This is a genomic window from Variovorax gracilis (assembly GCF_030317115.1).
Classification (GTDB): Bacteria; Pseudomonadota; Gammaproteobacteria; order Burkholderiales; family Burkholderiaceae_C; genus Variovorax; species Variovorax gracilis.
Map to the genome: position 1 here is coordinate 68,602 of NZ_JASZYF010000010.1, position 23,769 is coordinate 92,370.

Annotated in this window: 20 protein-coding genes; 10 read left to right on the forward strand and 10 right to left on the reverse strand. The window is 67.6% G+C overall.

Translation table 11 applies throughout. The features are described from left to right. The first annotated feature begins 28 nt into the window (after positions 1-28). Positions 29-1,597, forward strand: a complete 1,569-nt coding sequence (locus QTH97_RS19905; protein ID WP_286570184.1) for a S41 family peptidase — start codon at positions 29-31, stop codon at positions 1,595-1,597. 116 nt (positions 1,598-1,713) lie between these two features. On the opposite strand, the gene recQ is transcribed toward QTH97_RS19905, so the two are convergent. The 10 genes from recQ to QTH97_RS19955 form a co-directional block, all read right to left on the reverse strand. After that, on the reverse strand, positions 1,714-3,585 hold the full coding sequence (recQ, locus tag QTH97_RS19910) for a DNA helicase RecQ (protein WP_286570185.1): 1,872 nt from the start codon (positions 3,583-3,585) through the stop codon (positions 1,714-1,716). Positions 3,586-3,736: 151 nt separating this feature from the next. Continuing rightward, complete coding sequence (locus QTH97_RS19915; protein WP_286570186.1) at positions 3,737-4,693, reverse strand: cyclase family protein; 957 nt, start codon at positions 4,691-4,693, stop codon at positions 3,737-3,739. 65 nt (positions 4,694-4,758) lie between these two features. Continuing rightward, positions 4,759-6,333 (reverse strand): class I adenylate-forming enzyme family protein, encoded by a 1,575-nt coding sequence (locus tag QTH97_RS19920; RefSeq protein ID WP_286570187.1) that lies wholly within the window; start codon positions 6,331-6,333, stop codon positions 4,759-4,761. After that, entirely contained in the window at positions 6,330-6,983 is a 654-nt protein-coding gene (locus QTH97_RS19925) for an ABC transporter ATP-binding protein (RefSeq protein ID WP_286570188.1), read from the reverse strand. Before QTH97_RS19925 ends, QTH97_RS19920 begins: the two co-directional genes overlap by 4 nt. Before the next feature lie 7 nt (positions 6,984-6,990). Then, the gene (locus QTH97_RS19930) at positions 6,991-7,743 is read right to left on the reverse strand and encodes an ABC transporter ATP-binding protein (protein WP_286570189.1); all 753 of its coding nucleotides are present in this window, start codon (positions 7,741-7,743) and stop codon (positions 6,991-6,993) included. Continuing rightward, on the reverse strand, positions 7,740-8,723 hold the full coding sequence (locus tag QTH97_RS19935) for a branched-chain amino acid ABC transporter permease (RefSeq protein WP_286570190.1): 984 nt from the start codon (positions 8,721-8,723) through the stop codon (positions 7,740-7,742). Before QTH97_RS19935 ends, QTH97_RS19930 begins: the two co-directional genes overlap by 4 nt. 4 nt (positions 8,724-8,727) lie before the next feature. Next, entirely contained in the window at positions 8,728-9,624 is an 897-nt protein-coding gene (locus QTH97_RS19940; protein WP_286570191.1) for a branched-chain amino acid ABC transporter permease, read from the reverse strand. Positions 9,625-9,639: 15 nt separating this feature from the next. After that, on the reverse strand, positions 9,640-10,962 hold the full coding sequence (locus QTH97_RS19945; protein ID WP_286570192.1) for an ABC transporter substrate-binding protein: 1,323 nt from the start codon (positions 10,960-10,962) through the stop codon (positions 9,640-9,642). Between the two features lie 89 nt (positions 10,963-11,051). Then, positions 11,052-12,197 carry an acyl-CoA dehydrogenase family protein gene (locus QTH97_RS19950; protein ID WP_286570321.1) on the reverse strand — a complete coding sequence of 382 codons (1,146 nt, stop codon included), beginning with the start codon at positions 12,195-12,197 and terminating at the stop codon, positions 11,052-11,054. A gap of 4 nt (positions 12,198-12,201) precedes the next feature. Beyond that, positions 12,202-13,419, reverse strand: a complete 1,218-nt coding sequence (locus QTH97_RS19955; RefSeq protein ID WP_286570193.1) for a CaiB/BaiF CoA transferase family protein — start codon at positions 13,417-13,419, stop codon at positions 12,202-12,204. Positions 13,420-13,511: 92 nt separating this feature from the next. On the opposite strand from QTH97_RS19955, the gene QTH97_RS19960 reads away from it, so the two are divergent. The 9 genes from QTH97_RS19960 to hutI all read left to right on the forward strand — a co-directional run bounded on the left by QTH97_RS19960 (position 13,512) and on the right by hutI (position 23,766). Next, positions 13,512-14,426: a LysR family transcriptional regulator gene (locus QTH97_RS19960; RefSeq protein ID WP_286570194.1), complete on the forward strand. Its 915-nt coding sequence runs from the start codon at positions 13,512-13,514 to the stop codon at positions 14,424-14,426. Between the two features lie 349 nt (positions 14,427-14,775). Beyond that, the gene (locus QTH97_RS19965) at positions 14,776-15,741 is read left to right on the forward strand and encodes an ABC transporter substrate-binding protein (protein WP_286570195.1); all 966 of its coding nucleotides are present in this window, start codon (positions 14,776-14,778) and stop codon (positions 15,739-15,741) included. 27 nt (positions 15,742-15,768) lie between these two features. Then, positions 15,769-16,614 carry an ABC transporter permease gene (locus QTH97_RS19970; protein WP_286570322.1) on the forward strand — a complete coding sequence of 282 codons (846 nt, stop codon included), beginning with the start codon at positions 15,769-15,771 and terminating at the stop codon, positions 16,612-16,614. Between the two features lie 157 nt (positions 16,615-16,771). After that, positions 16,772-17,551, forward strand: a complete 780-nt coding sequence (locus tag QTH97_RS19975) for an ABC transporter ATP-binding protein (RefSeq protein WP_286570196.1) — start codon at positions 16,772-16,774, stop codon at positions 17,549-17,551. A gap of 106 nt (positions 17,552-17,657) precedes the next feature. Further along, entirely contained in the window at positions 17,658-18,431 is a 774-nt protein-coding gene (gene hutC / locus QTH97_RS19980; protein WP_286570197.1) for a histidine utilization transcriptional repressor HutC, read from the forward strand. 64 nt (positions 18,432-18,495) lie between these two features. After that, entirely contained in the window at positions 18,496-20,052 is a 1,557-nt protein-coding gene (gene hutH, locus QTH97_RS19985; protein ID WP_286570198.1) for a histidine ammonia-lyase, read from the forward strand. 151 nt (positions 20,053-20,203) lie between these two features. Further along, the gene (hutU, locus tag QTH97_RS19990) at positions 20,204-21,925 is read left to right on the forward strand and encodes a urocanate hydratase (protein WP_286570199.1); all 1,722 of its coding nucleotides are present in this window, start codon (positions 20,204-20,206) and stop codon (positions 21,923-21,925) included. A 27-nt stretch (positions 21,926-21,952) separates the two neighbouring features. Then, complete coding sequence (locus QTH97_RS19995) at positions 21,953-22,525, forward strand: HutD/Ves family protein (RefSeq protein ID WP_286570200.1); 573 nt, start codon at positions 21,953-21,955, stop codon at positions 22,523-22,525. Continuing rightward, positions 22,522-23,766 (forward strand): imidazolonepropionase, encoded by a 1,245-nt coding sequence (gene hutI, locus QTH97_RS20000; protein ID WP_286570201.1) that lies wholly within the window; start codon positions 22,522-22,524, stop codon positions 23,764-23,766. Before QTH97_RS19995 ends, hutI begins: the two co-directional genes overlap by 4 nt. Positions 23,767-23,769 lie beyond the last annotated feature (3 nt).

The following is a 23,769-nucleotide window of genomic DNA, read 5'->3' on the forward strand; positions in this document are numbered from 1 at the left end:
GACGCGGCGCGCGCAGAGGAATTCACAGATGAGGGACTTCCGGACCAGGGGCCCGGCGCGCAGCGCTGCGGCCGTAGCCATGCTGGCGATCGTTGCAGTTTTCGCCGGCTGCGGCGGTGGAGGCGGTGGAGGCGGTGGAGGCGGAGCGGCCTTGCCCTTGGCAGTGGCGCCCGTCGTGCCCGCGACGCCGAACGATGGATCGATCGTTGCCGCGTCCACCGTGGCCGGCCAATGCGCCGCGCCGCGTTTCGGCGTCGACCCCGACACCGGTGCCGCCTTCCCCGACCGGCCCGGCTCGCTCGCTACCGAGAAGAGCTGGGTCCGCGCATGGATCGATGAAACCTACCTGTGGTTCGACGAAGTGCCCTCCGTTCTGGCCGCAGACTTCGCGACACCCATCGACTACTTCGACGCCCTGAAAACGCCCAAGCTCACGGCCGGCGGCAACGCCAAGGACCGCTTTCACTTCACCATGGACACCGCGGACTATCGTGCGCTGTTCCAAAGCGGTATCGAGGTGGGTTATGGATTCGAGCTCGCCTTCCTGAACGCCGCACCGCCGCGCGACATTCGCGTTGCCTATACCGAACCCGGCACGCCGGCGTCGCAGGCAGCGATCGACCGTGGCGCCAAGGTGATCGCCATCGACGGCATCGACGTTGCCGCGGGCGCTGATGTCGTCGGGCTCAACGCGGGCCTCAGTCCGGCGCGAGAGGGCGAATCGCACAGCTTCAGGCTGCAAGCGACAGATGGCAGCGAGCGCACCGTCGCGCTGACGTCCACCCGCATCACGCGAACGCCGGTCCAGAACGTGAAGACGATCGCAACGGCCACCGGGCCGGTCGGCTACCTGCTCTTCAACGACCACGTGGCCACCGCGGAATCGCAGCTCATCGCGGCTGTCAACCAGCTCAAGGGCGCAGGCGTCGTCGACCTGGTCATCGACATGCGCTACAACGGCGGCGGCCTGCTCGACGTGGCAAGCGAGCTGGCCTACATGGTCAGCTCGCCCGCCGCGACGACCGGCACCGTGTTCGAGCGACTGCAGTTCAACAGCAAGAATCCGTTCGGTCTCAACGCCGCGCAAACGATCATTCCCTTCCGTTCGACCTCGCGGGGCTTCTCGACCCCTGCGGGGCAGCCCCTGCCGCAACTCGGGCTGTCGCGCGTCACGGTACTGGCGGGCCCGGATACCTGTTCCGCGAGCGAGTCTGTCGTGAACAGCCTGCGAGGCGTGGGCGTCGCGGTCAACCTGATCGGCGACACCACCTGCGGCAAGCCGTACGGCTTCTACCCGGAAGACAACTGCGGCACCACCTACTTCGCGATCCAGTTCCAGGGTGTCAACCAGCAAGGCTTCGGCGACTACGGCGACGGCTTGTCGCCCACCTGCGTCGTGTCCGACGATTTCGGCCATGCGCTGGGCGATCCCGCCGAAGCCCGTCTCGCAGCGGCACTCGGCTTCCGCGCCACCGGGGCCTGCCCGGTGCCAGGACCAAGCAAGGCCGACGCGGGGCGCAGCAAGGCGGGGACGGGGGACATGCCCTACCTGATCCGGCCGCCGGCACGCGAGAACCGCATCATCACGCGCCCATAAGGCGCCTGCCGCGAGGCTGAGGTCCAGGAATACCGCGGATCGGGCTTTCCCGATCCGCTGCCATGGCTCCCGGCACGGGGTGGGCGGCCACACGAGTGGGCAAGCCCGGGGGCGAGTCAAAAACTAGCGCAAACGCGCAGCACATCCGCGCCGTAGGCTTCCAGCTTCTTGCTGCCGATGCCGCTGATCCCTTGCAGGTCTTCGAGCGTCGCGGGTGCGCGCTCGGCGATGGCCGCCAGCGTCGCGTCATGGAAGATCACGTAGGCCGGCAGGTTGTGCTCGCGAGCCACTTCGCCGCGCCAGGCCTTCAGGGCCGCAAAGCGGGCCTGGCCCGAAGCATCGAGCGAAGCCGCCGCGGGCGAAGGCGCGCCGCGTGCCGTCTTCTCGCGCCGTGGCTTGCGCTCCGCCGGCGACGAGACCGATTCGCGCAGCATCACCGGCGTCTCGCCCTTGAGCACTGCGCGCGAGCCTTCCGTGAGTTGCAGCGTGTTGAAGGCCTGCGCATCGACCGACAACGCGCCGGTTGCGATCAGCTGGCGCAGCACGCCGCGCAACTGCGGCTCGCTGAACTCGCTGCCGATGCCGAAGGTACTCACCCTTTCATGCCCGAACTGCTTGACCTTCTCGGTCTCCTTGCCGCGCAGGATGTCCATGATGTGGCCGGCGCCGAAGCTGATGCCGCTTTGCTGCTGCACGCGGTAGATGGTGGAGAGCAGCTTGCGCGCCGCATCCGTGCCGTCCCACACCTGCGGAGGGTTCAGGCAGTTGTCGCAATTCCCGCAGGGCGTGCTCTTCTCGCCGAAGTAGCCGAGCAGCCGCACGCGCCGGCAGTCGCTGGCTTCGGCGAGCGACAGCAACGCATCGAGCTTGCCGCGCATCACCTGCTTGAATTCCTCGCCAGCGGGGCTCTCGTCGATCATGCGGCGCTGGTTCACCACGTCCTGCAAGCCGTAGGCCATCCAGGCGTCGGCGGGGGCGCCGTCGCGGCCGGCGCGGCCGGTCTCCTGGTAGTAGCCCTCGATGTTCTTCGGCATGTCCAGGTGCGCGACGAAGCGCACGTCGGGCTTGTCGATGCCCATGCCGAAGGCGATGGTCGCGACCATCACGATGCCTTCGTCGCGCAGGAAACGGTCCTGGTGCTTCTGGCGCAGCGCGGCGTCCAGCCCCGCGTGATAGGGCAGGGCGTTGATGCCGGCATCGCACAGCGTCTGCGCCACGTCTTCGACCCGCTTGCGCGACTGGCAATAGACGACGCCCGCATCGCCTTCATGCTCGCGCTCGATGAAGCGCAGGAGCTGCGTCGTGGCTTCCTTCTTCTCGACGATGGCGTAGCGGATGTTGGGTCGGTCGAAGCTGGAGACGAACTGCCGCGCCTCTTCGAGCTGCAGCCGCTCGACGATGTCGGCGCGCGTCAGCGCATCGGCCGTGGCGGTGAGCGCGATGCGAGGCACGCCGGCATAGCGCTCGTGCAGCACCGTCAGCGCGCGGTACTCGGGCCGGAAGTCGTGCCCCCACTGGCTCACGCAATGCGCTTCGTCGATCGCAAAGAGCGCCAGCTTGCCGCGCTCCTTGAGCGAGTCGAGCTGCGACAGGAAGCGCGGCGTCGTCACGCGCTCGGGCGCGGCGTAAAGCAGCGTGATCTCGCCGCGCAGCATGCGGCGCTCGACGTCCTGCGTCTGCTCCCAGTCGAGCGTGGAGTTGAGGAAGGCCGCGCTCACGCCGGCTTCGTGCAGCGCGCCGACCTGGTCGTGCATCAGCGCGATCAAGGGCGACACCACCACCGTCACGCCCTGGCCGGCGCGCTGGCGCGCGATGGCGGGGATCTGGTAGCACAGCGACTTGCCGCCGCCCGTGGGCATCAGCACCAGCGCATCGCCGCCGGCTGTGACGTGATCGACGATCGGCGCCTGCGGACCGCGGAAGGCCGCATAGCCGAATACCTCCTGAAGGATCTGCAGGGGCTCGGGCGAGGAAGCTGTGAGTGGCAAGGCAGACAAGATGCTATGGTTCTGATAGCTGCTCGCGCCCGCACGGCGCGGGGATTGAAGCCCGGGTGGGCTCCGAACAGCACGCGTCCTCCCGGACCGCGCGGCACCGATTGTCTCAGCCTTGCCCGTAGTTCGCCGGTGCCGCGCCGGATCAGCGGATCGCCACCGGATTGATCATCGATTGCACCGCGCCCTGGTACTTGTTCTGGCCGAGCACGAACATGAACTCGTAGGCCTTGTCCTTGGCCAGTTCGGCGGTGTTGATGTTCTCCAGGATGTAGGTGCCGCCCATCGGCAGCAGGATCTGGTGCACGCCGAAGATCCCGCCTTCCTTGTCCCCGTCCTTCTCGAACGGAATGACCTCGACCGCCCAGGTGTCCGCGCCGACCGCGACCACGCCTTTCGACACCAGGTAGCGCGCGCCTTCGCGGCCGATGCCCGGTTCCACCGAGCCGAAGCGCTTGGGGTCCTTGTCGATCAGGCTCAGCCAGCCGGTGTGGAAGATCACCACGTCGCCCTGCCGGATGTCGACGCCCTGCTTCTTCGCGACCGCATCGATCTCGGCCTGGTTGAACGCCGTGCCTTCCTTGACCACTTCGACGCCGTAGTGCGCCGCCATGTCGAGCATCACGCCGCGCGCGACCATGGGCGGGATCTTCTCGATGCCGAGTTTCTTCAGGCCGCCGATGGTCGCGAACTCGCCCCACTTCGCGCCGTTGTAGTAGCGGTCGCCCACGCCGATGTGGCCCAGGCCGTCGAGCTGCGTGCCGATGCCGGTCCAGCAGTTGAGGATGTCGTCGTTGTAGGTGGTGTGCGTGGGCCCGAGGCCTTCCGCCGATCCGGTCTGGCCCGGCTGCACGATGTAGATGGAGCAGGTGCGCGGCGGGAAGGCCGGCGTCGTCGTGCTCACCGTGATGCCGAGCGAGTAGACCTTGCCCGTCTTGACCAGTTTCGCGGCCTGCAGGGCGGTGGCCGCCGTCATGTAGTTGGCGGCGCCGATCTCGTCGTTCGGGCCCCATTTGCTGGGGTACCAGTTCGTCTGCGCCATGGCTGCGAAACCCAAGCCCAGCGCTGCCGCGCCGATCAATCCCATCCGTATCCGCTTCATGCTCTTCTCCTGGTAGGTGGTGGTGAAACCGCTCCCTGATCAAGCAAAGCCGTGAAAAACCGAATTCAGATCCTCGCGCGCAGCAAACGCTTCAGCAGCTTGCCGTTGGGGTTGCGCGGCAGCGGCTCGGAGCTCCAGGTGAAGCTCTCGGGCACCTTGTAGTCAGCCAGCCGCCCGGCGCAATGCTGTCGCAGCGCAGCTTCGTCGATGTCGATGCCGGGCGCGTGGACGAAGGCGTGAACCCGCTCGCCGAGCACCGGGCAGGGCTTGCCGATGACCGCCGCCTCGACCACGCCGGGCCAGGCCATGAGCACGTTCTCCACCTCGACCGAATAGACCTTGAAGCCGCCGCGATTGAGCATGTCCTTCTTGCGATCGAAGATTCGCACGAAGCCTTCCGCATCCACGCAGCCCAGGTCGCCCGAATGCCAGAAGCCGGCCGTGAACGAATCGGCCGTGGCCTGCGGATTGCCCCAGTAGCCAGGCACCACCATCGGCCCGCCGATCCAGAGTTCGCCGGTTTCACCGGGCGCGACTTCGCGGCCTTCGTCGTCCATCACGCGGATTTCGGCCGCAGGAAGCGCCACACCGACCGAATCGATGTGCGTCCGCGTCAGGCCGGCCGGCATCATCGTCACCGGCGAGGTGGTCTCGGTGGCACCGTAGGCATTGAGCAGCGTGAGGCCGGGCAGGCGCTCGGCGAGCGCATCGATGGTTGCCACCGGCATCGGCGAGCCGCCGAAAGCGCCGATGCGCCAGCTCGACAGATCCTCTTGGTCGAAGGACTCGCTCAGCAGGCACAGCTTGTACATGGCAGGCACCATCAGCGTGTGGCTGACACGCTCTCGCGCCACCAGTTGCACGAAGGCATCGGCCTTGAACTCGGGCATGACGATCACCGCGCCGCCGACCTGCCACATCGACGCGATGATCGCGATCAGCCCCGTCACGTGGCTGGCCGGCACTGCCAGCGCCGAACGGTCGTCGGGTCGCAGGCCCATGCAGGACTGGAAGTGCAGCGCGGAATGCGCGATTGCCAGGTGCGTGAGCAGCGCACCCTTGGGATGGCCGGTGGTCCCGGAGGTGTAGAGGATCACCGAGACATCGGTCTCGCGTGTGGTGGCCACAGGCGGCGACGGCGCGGATGCAGCCAGCGCAGCGAGGTCCGACGCCGCGAAGCGCAAAGTCAGCGCCGGCGCCTCGGCGGTGTCGGGAAGCCGTACGCCGAGTTCGTCGTCGAAGACGATAGCCTTGGCGCCGCACTGCACGGCGATGTAGGCCAGGCCGGGCCGCTGTTCGCGAACACCCACCGGCACCGCGATGGCGCCCAGCCGCTGCAAGGCCAGCAACACCAGCAGGAATTCCGGGCGGTTGCCCATCAGCATCAGCACCCGCTCGCCGGCCTCGATGCCTTGTGCCGCAAAGGCTGCCGCCAGGCGGTCGGCCGCATCGCCGGTTTCCGCGTAGCTCCATCGGCGGCCCTCGAAGACCATCGCGTCGTGCTGCGGCCGCGTGGTGCGTGCTCGCTCGAACATCGCATGCAGGCTGGCAGGCCGCTCGGCGAAGCAACGCACGATGCGGTCGCCGTACAGCGCCTCATGTCGCATCGCCGGCACCGGGAAGTCGCGCCAGTGGGTCATGCCGCCACCTTCGCCAGGTTGGCGCCCCGCTCGATGACGACTTCGCTGTCGACGATGCGCCCCGAGTGGTTGAGGTCGCTCTGGGCCATCAGCACGGAGATTTCGCTGCCCTTCAGTCCAGCGATCACTTCACCCAGCCGCTTGGACAGTACCGGCGCCACACCCTCGAAAGGCTCGTCGAGCAGCAGAAGGCGCGTGCCGACCGCGAGCGCGCGCGCCAGCGCCACCAGTTTTTGCTGGCCGCCGGACAGCAGCAGCGCGCGGCGCTTGCGCATCTCCAGCAGTTCCGGCAACACGCGGTACACAAGCGCCAAGCGCTCGGATTCGACCAGGGACCTGTTCACCCACACCGGCACCAGGATGTTTTCCTCCACCGTGAGTTCGGGCACCAGGCCGCGGTCCTCCGGCATGTAGCCGATGCCGAGCGCGGCGCGCGCGTGGGGCGGAAGTTCCGTCAGGTCGCGGCCATGAAAGAGGATGCGGCCGTGCGACGGCTTGAGATGACCCATCAATGCGCGCATCAGCGTCGTCTTCCCCGCGCCGTTGCGCCCGACCAGACCGACCATGCGGCCGCTGCCGACCGAAAGCGACAGCCCGCGCAAGGCCTCGACCGACTGGATCGAGACATGCAGGGATTCGATCTGCAGCATTGCTTGGCTACTCCTGCAGTATTTCGCCGGTGACATAGCGACGCACGTCGTCGGTGGCGAGCGCCACCTCCGGCGTGTCGTCCGCAATGATGCGCCCGTTGTAGAACGCCACCACGCGGCTGGCGTAGCGCTCGACGATGTCCATGTCGTGCTCGACGAAGAGCACCGTCATCGCCTCCTGGCCAAGCGCCGCCATGATGGTTTCCATCATCGGGAACTTTTCTTCGGCCGACACACCGCTCGTAGGTTCGTCGAGCAGCAGCAGCTTGGGCGCAGCGGTCAGGGCCATCGCGATGTCCAGCAGCTTGCGCACACCGCCGGGCAACTCGGCGACGCGGCGCTGCCGGTGTTCCGCGAGCCGGAAGCGCTCCAGCAGGGCATCGGCGCGGTCGAGCGCCTCGCTGCGCCGTGCCGGCTGCCAGAAGCTCAGGCGCTGGTCGTGGCAGGCATTGGCGACGAGCATGTTGTCCAGCGCCGTGAGGTCGGCGTAGAGCTGCGGGATCTGGAAGGAGCGCGCCACGCCCAGCCGCGTGATCGCGCGCGGCGCCAGCGCCGTGACGTCCTGGCCGTCGAGCACGATGCGTCCCTCGTCGGGCTTCAGGTAGCCGGTGATCATGTTGACGAAGGTGGTCTTGCCGGCCCCGTTGCTGCCGATCAGGCTCACGCGCTCGCCCGCGGCGATGGAGATGCGGATGTCCGCCGCAGCCACGACTGCGCCGAATCGCTTGCTGACGCCATGCGCTTCCAGCAACGCGCTCATGAGTTGCCCTTCATCCACAGCGAGCCGAGACCCTTCGGCAGGAAGCGGATCACGAACAGCAGGAACAGGCCCAGCGCGAGCTGCCACGTGTTCGGAAAGTAGGCGCTGGAGAAGGAGCGCACCACTTCGAGCACCGTGCTCGCCAGGAACACCGCGGCCACGCTCTGCCAGCCGGCCAGGATGGCGACGAAGACGAACTCGCCCGAGGTGGTCCAGAAGCTGAAGTTGGGCTCGACGTGCCCCAGCGACATCACGGCCAGCGCACCGCCCAGCCCGCCGCTGAAGGCCGCGAGGATGAAGTTGATGGTCATCGCCTGGCGCACCGAGCCGCCCAGGTATTCGACACGCAACTCGTTCTCGCGCACGGCGAGCGTCACGAGTCCGCGCGTGCTGTCGAAGTAGACGCGCGCCAGCAGCGCCATCGCGGTGGCGATGCCGATGGTCACCAGATAGAGGATGTAGCCGGTGCGTGCATCGGGCAGCTTCTGGCCCAGCAGGGTGGGGCGGCCCATGTTGAAGCCATCGGAGCCGCCCAGTGCGTCCAGCTTCATCAACAGGCCATACGTCACCATCGACAGCGCCAGCGTCAGCATCGCGAAGAAGATGCCGCGGTAGCGCGACAGCAGCGGAGCGAAGGGGGCGGCGATCAGCACGGCGGCGACGCCGCCGGCCAGCGCCAATCCGAGTGCGTCGGTGAACCCGAGCTTGTTGTAGGCCAGCGCCGCCGTGTAGCCGCCGGCCGCGAAGAGCATGCCCTGGCCGAAGGGCACCACCCCGCCGCGCATCAGGCAGACGATGCCCAGCGAGACAAGCCCATTGGCCGCCGACATGGTGACGAGGAAAGTCAGCCAGCGCGGGCTGAACCACCCCGCGACCGCCAGCACGGCAAAGGCGCCGAGGCCGAGCGCGGCGCCCCGCCAGCCGCCCGCCGAGGCGCGGCGCACCGGCGCAGTGGCGGACGGATTCGGGATCGCTGCCATGGCCTCAGATCCTCCGCGCCTGCGTGCGCTGGAACAACCCCTCGGGCCGGAACATCAGCACCACGGCCATCACGATGTAGATGGAGAACAACTCGGCCACCGGCACCACGTGCACCGCGAAGGACCGGGCCAGCCCGACGATCAGCGCGCCGACCGCCGCGCCCTCGATGCTGCCCAGGCCACCGATGATGACCACCGCGAAGGACACGATGATCACGCCCACCGACACCCCCGGTTGCACCGAGATCATCGGCGCGGTGAAGGCCCCGCCCAGCGCCGCCAGGAAGATGCCGACCGTGAAAGCCAGCATGTAGACGCGCGACACGTTCACGCCCATGCTCGACGCGACCTCCGCGCTGTGGATCACCGCCAGCATGATCTTGCCCTGCCGCGTGCGATTCAGCCCCCACCACACCGCCACGCCGACCACCACGGCCAGCGCCACCAGCGCGAAGTCATAGCCCACCCAGCTCTGCACGCCCAGGTCGAGGTTGCCGAACAGGCCGTAGGGCTCCGACACGTAGTACGGATTGGCGCCCCAGATCAGCTTGGTCAGGTCTTCCATGATCAGGAACATCGCGTAGGTCACCAGCACCAGGAGCACCTCGTCCCGTCCGTAGAAGAAACGCAGCAGCCCGCGCTCGGTCAACGGCGCCAGCACCACGGCCACCGCCACGGCGGCCAGCAGCATCGCCACCAGTGACAGCGCGGGAGCCCACTTCAGGCTGGCGCCCCAGCCGACGAAGCTGGCCGCCGCATAGGCGCCCACCGCATAGAAGCTGCCGTGCGCGATGTTGAGGATCTTGAGCACGCCAAACACCAGCGTGAGCCCCAGTGCGACGATGAACAGCCATGACGCGTAGGTCAGGCCGTCGATCAGGATCGTGGCGGCGGTGTGCACGTCAGGCGCCGCGCGTCAGGGGCAGCCCTTGGCGCCGGGAAAGCCGGCCTTGATCCACTCCTCGGATTTCATGTTGGCCGGTGGATTCACGCACTCGGCCGGGAAGCGCTGGATGTCCTCCAGCACCACCATCTTCTTGGCCGCGTCGTAGCGCGTCTTGCCGATCGCGGTCTCCTGCACGGCCTGGTGGCCGTCGCCCAGCGCCATGCGGATGCGGCCCGCTGGCGAATCCCATTCCAGCCCCTTGAGCGCTGCGGCGAGTTGCTCGGAGGTGGGCTTCTTGCCGCCGTTGGCCGCCATCGCCTTCTCGGCGGCGAGCTTCAGGCCCAGCAGCGACTGCGCCATGCGGTAGGGCGCCTGCACCGGGTAGACGTTGTAGGCCTTGGAATAGAGATCCCACCACCAGTCGTTGAGCGCTGACTTCGGCGACATCAGCCCGTAGGCGCCACGCGCGCCGAGGATGGTGCCGTCGGGCATCTTCTCGCCCAGGCCGGGCAGCACGTGGTCGGCCGCCGACAGGACCACCTGCGTGCGCTTGAAGAGCCCGCGCGGGCCCGCCTGCAGGATGAAGGCCTGCAGATCGCCACCCCACAGGCTGGAATGCGTGACGTCGGCCGGCTTGGCCATCAGCGCCGAGATCTCGGTGCCGTACTGGCCCGCTCCGAATTTCGGCAACTGGTCCTCGCCGACCTTGGCGTTCGGATAGAGCTTCTCCATCGACAGGGTGAAGTCCTTCTTCGAGTCCTGGCCCCAGGCGTAGTCCTGGTTGATCAGGTTGAAGGAGTCGGCCTTTACGCTGCGCGCCTTGAGATAGCGCGCCAGCGCGACGTTGTCCATCGCCCCGTGCGAGGCAGTGCGGAACACGTACTCGAGCTTGTTGTCCTCGAAGATGCGCGGCGTGCCGCAATCGTAGAGCACGAGGAACCTCTTCATCTCCTCGGCCGCCGGCGCAACCGCGAGACAGTCGCCCGAGCCGACGTAGCCGACCACCGCATCGACCTTCTCGCGGTCGTAGAGATTGCGAAGCTCCTGCACCTGCTTGGTGGCGCCGCCGTTCTCGTCGACGTACACCGCCTCGATCTTCATGCCGCCGAAGCCGGTCTTGTTGTAGGGCGCCGGCGCCGCGCCCTTGTTGAAGGCGTCTACCAGCACCTTCGCGCCATTGACCGCCGGAATGCCGAAGCTCTCGGCCGCCTGGCCGGACAGGAAGCTCACGATGCCGATCTTGAAAGTCTCCTGGGCCTGCGCGCCGGTGGCACAAAGAATGCCGGCCATGCCTACCGCGGACAATGCCGCCGCACGATGCAGATACCGCTTCACGCCAAGGGCCTGGGTCATGTCGTGTCTCCTGTGGAAGGAACGCGATCTTTAACCGGCAGGCGGGACGACGAATCCGCGATAACCCGCACTGGGGCGGCGGGCCCGTCTCAACCCAGCACGATGCGAGCAATGATGTTGCGCTGGATCTCCGACGAGCCCTCGTAGATGCGCAGGATGCGGGCGTCGCGCACATAGCGCTCCAGCGGCAGGTCCCGCGTGAAGCCGTAGCCGCCGTGGATCTGCAGTGCGGTGTCGGTGACGAAGGCCACCATCTCCGAGGCATGGAGCTTGGCCATGGCCGACTGCAGCGTGAAGGGCTGGCCCGCGGTGCGCAGCGCCAGCGCCTGCATCGTCAGGCCCCAGGAGGCCTCCAGTCGCAGCTTCATGTCGGCGAGCATCCATTGGATGCCCTGCTTGCCGGACAAGGGCTCGCCGCCGATCTGGCGTTCTCGCGCCCACTCGACCGCTGCGGCGAGCGCCGCTTCGGCGATGCCGAGGGAGGTCGCTGCGACGTCGAGCCGGCTGTTGTCGAGGACCTTCATCGCGGTGCGAAACCCCGAGCCGTCTTCGCCGAGACGATTCGCGATCGGCACTTCGACCGACTCGAATGCCACCTCGAAGGAATGGCCGCCGCGGATGCCCATGAGCTTCTCGGGGGTGGAGATCCGCACGCCGGGGCTGCCGGTGTCGACGATGAAGGCGCTCACGCCGCGCGCGCCCGCCGCGGCATCGGTCTTGGCAAAGACGACCAGGAAATGCGCCTCGGCCGCGTTGGAGATGAAGTGCTTGACGCCATCCAGGCGATAGATGTCCCCGTCGCGGACCGCCTTCGTGCGCAGGTCCGCCGGGTGCGACCCGCCGCGCGGCTCCGTCAGCGCGAAGCCGGCCAGCCATTCGCCGCTCGCAGCCCTTGGCAGCCATCGGGCCCGCTGCTCGTCGTTGCCGGCGATCAGCACCGCGTCCGTGCCCAGGTAGTGCGCGCCGATCATCGAGGAGGTCGCTGCGCAGGCGCGCGAGATTTCCACCAGCGACAGCAGCATCGCCGTCGGCGACACGCCGGGACCGCCCCAGCGCTCGGGCAGGTTCATGCCCATCACGCCGAGTTCGGCCAACTGCGGCACGTGGCAGGTGGCCGAGCGCTCCTGTTCGTCGATCTCTTGCGCGAGCGGCGCGACAGTTTCGGCCGCGTAGCGCGCGACGGCATCGGCCAGAGCCTGGTCTTCTTCGGTGACGCCGAGTCGTGTCATGTCGATTCCTTCAGTGGGTGGTGGTCGGGGTCGCGCCGAATGCACCGGCTTCGCGGAGTTCGGCGAGCTTGTCGAGGCCGCAGCCCAGCAGGCCGGCGAGCAGGTCATGCGTGTGTTCGCCGAGCGCAGGCGCGCGCTCGACGCGGTTCGGTGCGGCACCGTTGAAACGCACCGGCTGCGTCGGCAGGCGCAGGTCCGGCAGGCGATCGTCGTGCACGGCGCGAAGCAGTTCGCGGGCTTGTGCCTGCGGTGAATCCACGGCTTGCGCGATGTTCCAGATCGGCGCGGCGGGCACGCCCGCTGCTTCCAGCCGGCGAACGACCTCCTCGACCGGGAGGGCGCCGGCCCATTGCTCGATCAAGGCGCGCAACGCGGGTTCCTGCTCCGAGCGCAACTCGTCGGTCTGGAAGCGCGGCTCGTGCGCCAACTGCGGCATCGCCATGGCCGCGGCGAGCGCATCGAACAGCTTCTTGTTGAGAACGGCCAGCGCGAAATGCCCGTCCTGCGCGCGATAGACACCGAAGGGCGCCGACAGCGGATGCCGGTTCCCCACCCTTCGCGCCGGCTTGCCTGTGAACAGGAAGCGCGCCATCGAGGTCGCGAGAAAGCTCAGCGTGGTGTCGAACATCGCGACGTCCACGTGCTGCCCGCAGCCGGTGCGCTGCGTCTGCAGCAGGGCGGCCAGCGTGGCCCACGAGGCGAAGAGGCCGGCGACCACATCCGACACCGCCTCGCCGACCAGCGTCGGTGCGCCTTCGGGATCGCCCGTGGCTTCCATGAGCCCGCTCATCGCCTGCACGATGATGTCGTAGGCCGGCCGGTGCGCATAAGGCCCTGTCTGGCCGAAGCCCGAGACGCTCACGTACACCAGCTTCGGGTTCTGCCGCATCAGCGCATCCGGGCCAATACCGAGGCGCTCGGCGACGCCGGGGCGGAAGTTCTCGACCACCACATCTGCATGCGCGGCGAGTTCGCGGACCAGCGCGACCGCGTCGGGATGCTTCAGGTCCAGCACCATGCTCTTCTTGTTGCGGTTCATCACCGTGAAGAGCGCACTCTGGCCGTTCTTCATCGGGCCGATGGCGCGGTAGTCGTCGCCGTGCGGCGGCTCGATCTTGATCACCTCGGCGCCCAGATCGGCGAGCAGGGCCGTGGACAGCGGCCCCGCGAGCACGCGGGTGAAGTCGAGGATGCGGATGCCGTCGAGAGGGCGGGAGTCGGGTGTCATGGCAAATCGCTTTCGTGGCGGATGAGACGCCATGGTCGGCCAGGGCTGGATCAAAAGAAAATACTGTTCCCTGATGCTTTGGATCAAGAAAAATGATTCACCTGAACCTGCGCCAGCTCGAATACTTCGTGGCCGCGGCCCGCCACGGCGGCGCCGCCCGCGCGGCCGAGGCGCTGAGCGTCTCCCAGCCGTCGATCTCCAAGGCCATCGCGGATCTCGAGTCGCAATGGGGCGAGCCGCTCTTCGTGCGCCTGCACGCGCGTGGCCTCGAACTCACCGCGGCCGGCGTGCTCCGGCACCGCGAGGCGCATGCGCTGCTCGAACAGGCCCGTGCGCTCTCCGTCCCGCGCACCGGCGAGCTGGCGGGCCTGTTGCGCGTCGGATGCCTGAGCACGCTCGCGCCGCGCTACCTGCCGGACATCCTCGCGCGCATGCGCGTGGCCTGGCCGGGCATCGAGGTGCAGCTGGTGGAAGGCGATACGGAGGCGATCACGCGCATGCTGGAGCGCGGCGCGCTCGACGTCGCGCTGATGTACGACCTCGGCCTCGCGCGCGGCGTGCGGCTCGAAGCCGTGATGCAACTGCGCCCCTACGCGCTGTTGCCGTGGGGCCACCGGCTGGCGTCATCGGCCAGCCTGCGCCTTGCCGATCTCGCGAAAGAGCCGCTGGTGCTGATCAACCTGCCGCACAGCCGCGAGTACTTCCTCTCCCTGTTTCGTGATGCCGGCGTCACGCCGCGGATCGCGCACGAGAGCGCTTCGATGGAGATGGTGCGCTCGCTGGTAGCGAATGGCCTGGGCGTTTCGCTGCTGACGACGCGGCCGGTGCGTGACCAGGGCTACGACGGCAAGCGCATCGCCTGCCGACGCCTGCGCGGGCAGCTTGCGCTGCAGTCAGTGGTGATGGCCTACCCGCTGCCCGGCAGCTTCGCATCGCCACTGGCCGCGCCTTTCGCCGAGGTCGTGCAGGCCAGTGTGTCGCGGCAGGCCGATGCGCTGACGAGCTAGTTGATAGGGCCGAAGCGGATCGGGACGGGCACGTCAAGCTGATTCGCGAGACAGTCCCGAAGACCGCGGCCCGAATCTGCCTCGGATTGAGGCCGGCCGTCCCTGGCATGCAGCTTGCGATCTTCCCCGCCATTCGCTGCCTTGCTTTCCTGTCTAGACAGCTTTTGGTGCATGAAACCGCTTCCACGCACTGAGCAAGTGCGAAGCGGCACTTGATCCCGGCGGCAGTTTCGGGTTAACCTGTATATACAGGTGCATCGCAGCGAATGAAACTCGGCTTCCCTGCTGGCATCCGCCTCTTTGCGGGCCCAGCGAGCCGAACTTTTTGAAACGCAACAGGAGAACCTTGATGGTCATGACGGTCGGAAAAATCGCCTCGCTGGTGGCGGCAGGTGCGTGCATCGCAGGCATGGCGGCGAGCGCCCATGCCGATGAAACCAAGATCACCCTCGGCATGTCCGGCTGGACCGGCTTCGCGCCGCTCACGCTGGCCGACAAGGCCGGCATCTTCAAGAAGAACGGGCTGGACGTCGAGCTGCGCATGATTCCGCAGAAGGACCGCCACCTCGCGCTGGCCTCGGGCGCCATCCAATGCGCCGCGACCACGGTCGAGACGCACGTCGCATGGAACGCCAACGGCGTGCCGATCGTGCAGATCTTCCAGATGGACAAGTCCTACGGCGCCGACGGCCTGGCCGTGCGCAACGACGTTAAGACCTTCGCCGACCTCAAGGGCAAGGCGATCGGCGTCAGCGCGCCGGGCACCGCGCCTTACTTCGGCCTCGCCTGGATGCTCAACAAGAACGGCATGACCATGAAGGACGTGAAGCTGGTTTCGCTCGAGCCGCAGCCCGCCGCCCAGGCCTTCGTCTCCGGCCAGAACGACGCCGCGATGACCTACGAGCCTTACCTCTCGACGGTGCGCGCCAATCCGACCGCCGGCAAGATCCTCGCGACCACGCTCGACTACCCGATGGTGATGGACACGGTCGGCTGCGCGCCGACCTGGCTCAAGACCAACGCGAAGGCCGCGCAGGCGCTGGCCAATTCGTACTTCGAAGCCGTCGAGATGATCAAGGCCGATCCGGCCAAGTCCAACGAGATCATGGGCGCGGCCGTCAAGCAGACCGGCGAGCAGTTCGCCAAGTCCTCGGCCTACCTGCGCTGGTCGGACAAGGCGGCCAACCAGAAGTTCTTCGCCAACGAAATCACGCCCTTCATGAAGGACGCGCAAGCCATCCTGCTGGAGGCCGGCGTGATCCGCAAGGCGCCTGAGGACCTGGCCGCCACCTTCGACACCAGCTACATCAAGTAAGAGACCGCCATGGACGCGACGCCTGTCATGAACTCTCCCAAGCCGGTGGTCTCCGCTGCGCAGGTCGTCGCGTCGGCGGCGCCGCGCCGGCGCCGTGCGCTGGCCCCGCTCGAACCCGTCGGCGCGCGTGCGCGCTGGCTGCTCGGGCTGGGCTTCTTCGTGCTCTTCGTGGTGGTCTGGGCTTTCTTCACGCTGGGCGGCTTCGTGTCGCCGACCTTCCTCGCCAGCCCGATCACGATGGTGAAGGAGGGCGTGCTCCTCTTCACCCAGTACAACTTCATCCACGACATCGGCATGACCGTGTGGCGCGTGTTCGGCGGCTTCGTGCTGGCGACCGTGATCGCCGTGCCGCTGGGCATCGCGATGGGCACCTGGAAGAGCGTCGAAGCTTTCTTCGAGCCCTTCGTGTCCTTCTGCCGCTACCTGCCGGCGTCGGCCTTCATTCCGCTGCTGATCCTGTGGGCCGGCATCGGCGAGGCGCAGAAGCTGCTGGTGATCTTCATCGGCTCGGTGTTCCAGATCACGCTGATGGTGGCCGTCACCGTCGGCAGCGCCCGCCGCGACCTGGTCGAGGCGGCCTACACGCTGGGCGCCAACAGCCGTGGCATCGTCATGCGGGTACTGATCCCGGGCGCCGCACCGGGCATTGCCGAGACGCTGCGCCTGGTGCTGGGCTGGGCGTGGACGTACGTCATCGTGGCCGAGCTGATCGGCTCGTCCTCCGGCATCGGCCACATGATCACCGACAGCCAGGCGCTGCTGAACACCGGGCAGATCATCTTCGGCATCATCGTCATCGGCGTCATCGGCCTGATCTCCGACTTCGCCTTCAAGGCACTGAACCGCCGCCTCTTCGCCTGGAGCACCATCTGATGAAGCACCCCCAGGCTTGCCCACTTCGTGTGGCCGCCCACCCCCTTGCAGGGGGCAACGCCTGCGGCCCGGCAAAGCCGGTTCCGCGGCATTCCGCGAACGGGCATCGCGGTGCTCGGCCCTTGTCTCTTCAGTCTTCAGGCTCGGAGTTGCAGTCATGAATCAGTTGTCCATCCGTGGTGTCTCGCGCACCTTCACCGGCACGCGCGGCCAGACCACGCAGGCGCTGCTGCCGATCGATTTCGAAGTGCGCGAGAACGACTTCGTCACCATCCTCGGTCCCTCGGGTTGCGGCAAGTCCACCCTGTTGCGCATCGTCGCCGGCCTCGACTACCCGACCGACGGCCGCGTGCTGCTCGACGGCCAGACCATCGAAGGCCCGGGCGCCGACCGCGGCGTGGTGTTCCAGAGCTACACGCTGTTCCCGTGGCTGACCATCGCGCAGAACATCCGTTTCGGCCTGCGCGAGCGCGGCATGAGCGAGGCCGAGCAGAAGGAGCGCAGCGACTTCTTCATCGCCAAGGTCGGCCTGCGCGGATTCGAGAACCACTTTCCCAAGCAGCTTTCCGGCGGCATGCAGCAGCGCACCGCGATCGCACGCGCGCTGGCCAATGACCCCAAGATCCTGCTGCTCGACGAGCCCTTCGGCGCGCTCGACAACCAGACCCGCGTGCTGATGCAGGAACTGCTGCTCGGCATCTGGGAGTCGGCCCGCAAGACGGTGCTCTTCGTCACGCACGACATCGACGAGGCGATCTTCATGGCGAACCGCGTCGCGGTGTTCAGCGCACGGCCGGGCCGGATCAAGACCGAGATCGCGGTGGACTTCCCGCATCCGCGCCACTACACGATCAAGACCACGCCCGAGTTCATGGAAATCAAGGCCCGCCTCACCGAAGAGATCCGCGCCGAATCCATGGCTGCAGCTGAATCATGAAGCACCCCCAGGCTCCGCGCACTTCGTGTCGCTTCGCCCACCCCCTTGCAGGGGGCAACACCATCGGCCCGGCCAAGCCGGTTCCGCGGTGTTTCCCGGAGGCACCATGACGGCTGCCGCGCTTCGCAAATCCGGTTCGTCTTCCGCGGCGACGCAGCCCGCGCTGGCGCTGTACGAGCAGGTGAAGGCCTTCATCACGCACAAGATCCAGGACGGCTCCTGGCAGGCCGGTCATCGCCTGCCGTCGGAAAGCGAGCTGGTCGCGCAGTTCGGCGTGGCGCGCATGACCGTCAACCGCGCGCTGCGCGAACTGGTGGAGCAGGGCCGCATCGTGCGTGTCGCGGGCGTGGGCAGTTTCGTCGCCGAGGACAAGCCGCAATCGACGCTGCTGCAGATCGCCAACATCGCCAGCGAGATCCGCGCACGCGGCCATGACTACCGCTGCGAATTCCTGGTGGCCGAACGCATCGCCGCATCGCCCGACGTCGCGGTGTGGCTCGATCTGCGCCCGGGCGAGTCGGTCTTTCACACCGTCTGCCTGCATCTGGAGAACGACATCCCGGTGCAGCTCGAGGACCGCCACGTCAACCCGCGCGTGGTGCCGAACTTCCTCGAACAAGACTTCTCGGCCGTCCCACCGAGCGAATACCTGGTGCGCAACGTGCCCTTCGACCAGATCGAACACGTGGTCGATGCCGTGCTGCCGACGCCCGAACAAGCGGAGCGCCTCGACATGCCGGTGACGGACCCCTGCCTGCTGCTCACGCGCCGGACCTGGACGCGAACCACGCCGGTGACGATGGTGCGCTGCCTGCATCCCGCGTCGCGCTACCGGCTCGGCAGCCGGTTCCGAGCCGACGGCAATCCTTCCTTCGGCTGAACGGGGACGAACACATCTTCTTGGCCTCGTGCCGCAACCACTTGTATAGACAGGGGAGCCCTTCATGATCAACAACACTTCTCTCACCGCTGCAGCGCCGATCGTGCTCACGCCTGGTGAAGTCGACCTGGCCACGCTGCGCCGCGTGCACGCCGGCGGCGTGCAGCTTGCGCTCGACCCATCGGCGCGCGCAGGCCTGCTGGCCGCGCAGGCCACGGTGCGCAAGATCGTCGAGTCCGGCGATGTGGTCTACGGCGTCAACACCGGCTTCGGCAAGCTCGCTCAGACCATCATCCCGACGGAACGCCTTGCAGAACTGCAACGCAACCTCGTGCTCTCGCACAGCGCCGGCACTGGCGAGCCGCTGGCCGCTGGCGTGGTGCGGCTGGTGCTTGCGACCAAGGCCGTGAGCCTTGCGCGCGGCCACTCCGGCGTGCGGCCCGAAATCGTCGACGCGCTGCTCGGCCTGTGCAATGCGGGACTGTTGCCGCGCATTCCTTCCAAGGGTTCGGTCGGCGCGTCGGGCGACCTGGCGCCGCTGGCGCACCTGGCCTGTGTGCTGATCGGCGAGGGCGAGGTCACGACGCCGCAAGGCGAGGTGATCGGCGGTGCCGAGGCCCTGCGCCTCATCGGCATGACGCCGTTCGTGCTCGGCCCCAAGGAAGGACTGGCGCTGCTGAACGGCACGCAGGTGTCGACGGCGCTCGCGCTGGCCGGCCTCTTCGGCGCCGAGCATGTGTTCGCTGCGGGCCTGATGGCCGGCGCGCTGTCGCTCGAAGCCATCCAGGGTTCGATCAAGCCTTTCGACGCACGCATCCACGCCGCGCGCGGACAGCCCGGACAGATCGCCGTGGCGGGTGCAGTGCGCGCCCTGCTCGATGGCAGCGAGATCGTGCCTTCCCACGCCGACTGCGGTCGCGTGCAGGACCCGTATTCCATCCGTTGCGTGCCGCAGGTGATGGGCGCATGCCTCGACAACCTCGGCCATGCCGCGCGCGTGCTGCGCACCGAAGCCAATGCGGCATCGGACAACCCGCTGGTCTTCGACAACGGCGACGTGATCTCCGGCGGCAACTTCCACGCCGAGCCGGTCGCCTTCGCGGCCGACATCATCGCGCTGTCGATCAGCGAGATCGGCGCGATCTCCGAACGCCGCATGGCGCTGCTGCTCGACAGCGGCCTCTCGGGGCTGCCGCCCTTCCTGGTGCGCGACGGCGGCGTCAACTCCGGCTTCATGATCGCGCAGGTCACGGCCGCGGCGCTGGCGTCGGAGAACAAGTCGCTCGCGCATCCCGCCAGCGTCGACAGCCTGCCGACTTCCGCCAATCAGGAAGACCACGTCTCGATGGCGACCTTCGCTGGCCGTCGTCTGGCCGACATGGTGGAGAACACGGCTGTCGTCGTCGGGATCGAGGCCATGGCCGCAGTGCAGGGCATCGAATTGAAGCGCGGCCCCAAGAGCTCGCCGTTGGTCGAGGCCGAATTCGCCGCCATCCGCAAGCGTGTTCCGTTCATCGACCAGGACATCTTCTTCGCACCGACCATCGAAGCCATGCGCACGTGGGCGCGCCAGGACAGCTGGCCAGAAGCCGTGCGATCCATCCTCCCCAGCATGCAATGAAGCTCACCCGCAGCCTCGCCCACTTCGTGCGGCTCGGACACCTCCTTCCCAGGGGCAACTCCAGGGGCCCGGCAAAGCCGGTTCCGCGGCGTTCCCGGGCTGTCAGCCCCATCTAACGACCCCATCTCGCTCACCGAAAGGACACTTCGCCATGAACGCACCCGACAAATTCCTCGCCGCCAAGGCCAATGACCCCCGCCATGACGCGAGCCGCGTGATCCGTTCGCCGCGCGGCAGCACGCTCAGCTGCAAGAGCTGGCTGACCGAGGCGCCGTTCCGCATGCTGCAGAACAACCTCGACCCCGAGGTGGCGGAGCGTCCGCAGGATCTCGTGGTCTACGGCGGCATCGGCCGTGCGGCGCGCGACTGGGCCTGCTTCGACCAGATCCTCGCGTCGCTCAAGGAACTCAACGACGACGAGACGCTGCTCATTCAGTCGGGCAAGCCCGTGGGCGTTTTCAAGACACACGAGAACGCGCCGCGCGTGCTGCTCGCCAACTCGAACCTCGTGCCGAAGTGGGCGACCTGGGAGCACTTCAGCGAACTCGATCGCAAGGGCTTGATGATGTACGGCCAGATGACCGCTGGCAGCTGGATCTACATCGGCAGCCAAGGCATCGTGCAAGGCACCTTCGAGACCTTCGTCGAAGCCGGCCGCCAGCACTACGACAACGACCTCGCGGGCAAGTGGATCCTCACGGCCGGCCTCGGCGGCATGGGTGGCGCACAGCCCCTGGCTGCGACGCTCGCCGGCGCGGTGTCGCTGAACATCGAATGCCAGCAGGCCAGCATCGACTTCCGCCTGCGCACGCGCTACCTCGACAAGCAGGCGAAGGACATCGACGACGCCATCGCGCTCATCCAGCAGCACACGGCCGCCAAGGAAGCGGTGTCGATCGGCCTGCTGGGCAATGCCGCCGAGATCCTGCCCGAACTGGTGAAGCGCGCGAAGGCCGGCGGCATCAAGCCCGACCTCGTGACCGACCAGACCTCGGCGCACGACCTCGCCAGCGGCTACCTGCCGATCGGCTGGACGCTCGCGCAATGGGAAGCCGCAAAAGCCGACACGACCCAGCATCCGACACTGCGCAAGGCGGCGGCCAAGTCCTGCGCGGTGCACGTGCAGGCCATGCTCGACTTCCAGGCGATGGGCATCCCCACCGTCGACTATGGCAACAACATCCGCCAGGTCGCCTTCGACGAGGGCGTGAAGAATGCCTTCGACTTCCCCGGCTTCGTGCCTGCCTACATCCGCCCGCTGTTCTGCGAGGGCAAGGGGCCGTTCCGCTGGGTGGCGCTCTCGGGCGACCCCGAGGACATCTACAAGACCGACGCCAAGATCAAGGAGCTGTTCCCCGAGAACAAGCACACGCACCGCTGGCTCGACATGGCGCGCGAGCGCATCGCCTTCCAGGGCCTGCCGGCGCGCATCTGCTGGCTGGGCCTCGGTGAGCGCCACAAGGCCGGCCTCGCGTTCAACGAGATGGTGAAGAACGGTGAGTTGAAGGGGCCGATCGTGATCGGCCGCGACCACCTGGACACCGGCTCGGTCGCCAGCCCCAACCGCGAAACCGAATCGATGAAGGACGGCACCGATGCCGTCTCCGACTGGCCGCTGCTCAATGCACTGCTCAATACCGCCGGCGGCGCGACCTGGGTCAGCCTGCACCATGGCGGCGGCGTGGGCATGGGCTACTCGCAGCACTCCGGCGTGGTCATCGTCTGCGACGGGACCGACGCGGCGGCAAAGCGCGTCGAGCGCGTGCTGTGGAACGACCCTGCCACGGGCGTGATGCGCCATGCCGATGCCGGCTACGACATCGCGATCGCGACTGCGAAGAAGCAGGGCCTGAACCTGCCGATGGTCAAGTAGGCAGCGCGGACGGCAAAGAGAGTGGCAGTGCACCGCTTCGACATCGCCTCGCTGTCCGCTGCTCCGTGGAAGAACGGCGGCGGCGTGACGCGCGAGATCGTCTGCTCTCCAGCGGGCGCGGGCATGGAGGGATTCGACTGGCGCGTGAGCATCGCGACCATCGACAAGCCCGGGCCGTTCTCGGCTTTCGCCGGCGTCGATCGCGTGATCATGCTGCTGGACGGAGCGGGCGTTCGGCTTCGCTCGCACGACGGGCGCATCGACTATCGGCTGGAAGTTCCGCATGCACCTTTCGCCTTCGGCGGCGACGTGGCGCTGGATTGCGAACTGCTGGGCGGCGCCTCGACCGACTTCAACGTGATGTCGCGCCGTGGCCGCCTGCATGCGAAGGTCCGCGTGCTGCGCGAGGGCGGGGACGTGGCACCCGTCGGACGCGGTCTCCTGCTGGCGCTGGCCGGGCGGTGGCGATTCAACGATATCGATTGCGAGCCGGGCTCGGGCGTCTGGTGGGACGGCGAGATCCGGCAATGGCAAGCAACAACAAGCGACGCCGATGCCGCCATGGTCGCGGTACGGCTCGAACCCACGGCAACACCATGACCCATTCCGAATTGCCTTCCGCCGACGGCGTCTGGGACCACATTCGCATCGCTCCCGGTGCGCTGGCCGATGAGCAGGCGATCGATGCCGATGCGGCCATGGTCGTCTCCGGCGGAAGGATCGCCTGGATCGGCGCCAGCGCCGCCGTGCCCGGCGACTTCGCCAAGCTGCCGCGCTTCGACGGCCGCGATGCGCTGGCGACGCCCGGCCTAGTCGATTGCCATACGCATCTGGTGTACGGCGGGCAGCGCGCGAACGAGTTCGCGATGCGCCTTGCCGGTGCGACCTATGAAGAGGTCGCGAAAGCCGGCGGCGGCATCGTCTCCTCGGTGCGCGCCACGCGCGAAGCCGACGAAGACGCCCTGTACGCGCAAGGCGCGAAGCGCCTCGAACAATTGCTCGCCGACGGCGTATGCGCCATCGAGATCAAGTCGGGCTATGGCCTCGCACTGGAACACGAGCGCAAGCAACTGCGCGTTGCGCGGCGCCTGGGTGAGGATTTCGGCGTCACGGTTCGAACGACCTTCCTCGGCGCGCACGCGCTGCCGCCCGAATACGCGGGCCGCAGCGCCGACTACATCGATCTCGTCTGCAACGAGATGCTGCCGGCGCTGGCCGCCGAAGGGCTGGTCGATGCGGTCGACGTGTTCTGTGAACGCATCGCCTTCTCGCTGGCGGAGACGGAACGCGTGTTCCAGGCGGCCAAGGCACTGGGCTTGCCGGTCAAGCTGCACGCCGAGCAACTCTCCGACATGGGTGGCGCCGCGCTGGCGGCACGCCATGGCGCGCTTTCCTGCGACCACATCGAGCACCTGTCGGCCGAAGGCATCGCCGCGATGCGTGAGGCCGGCACGGTGGCCGTGCTGCTGCCCGGCGCCTACTACACGCTGCGTGACACGCACCTGCCGCCCATCGACGCGCTGCGTGCGGCGGGCGTGCCGATGGCTGTCTCCACCGACCACAACCCCGGCACCTCGCCCGCGCTGAGCCTGCTGCTGATGGTCAACATGGCCTGCACCCTGTTCCGCCTGACGGTGCCCGAGGCGCTGGCCGGCGTGACCCGCCATGCTGCGCGCGCGCTGGGGCTCCAGGACACGCACGGCGCGCTGGCCGTCGGCCGGCCCGCCAACTTCGTGCTCTGGCAGCTCCGCGAGAGCGCCGAGCTGGCGTACTGGTTCGGCCAGCAACCCGCGCGCACCATCGTGCGGCAAGGGCGCATCGCATCCGTGTCCCAACCTTGAACC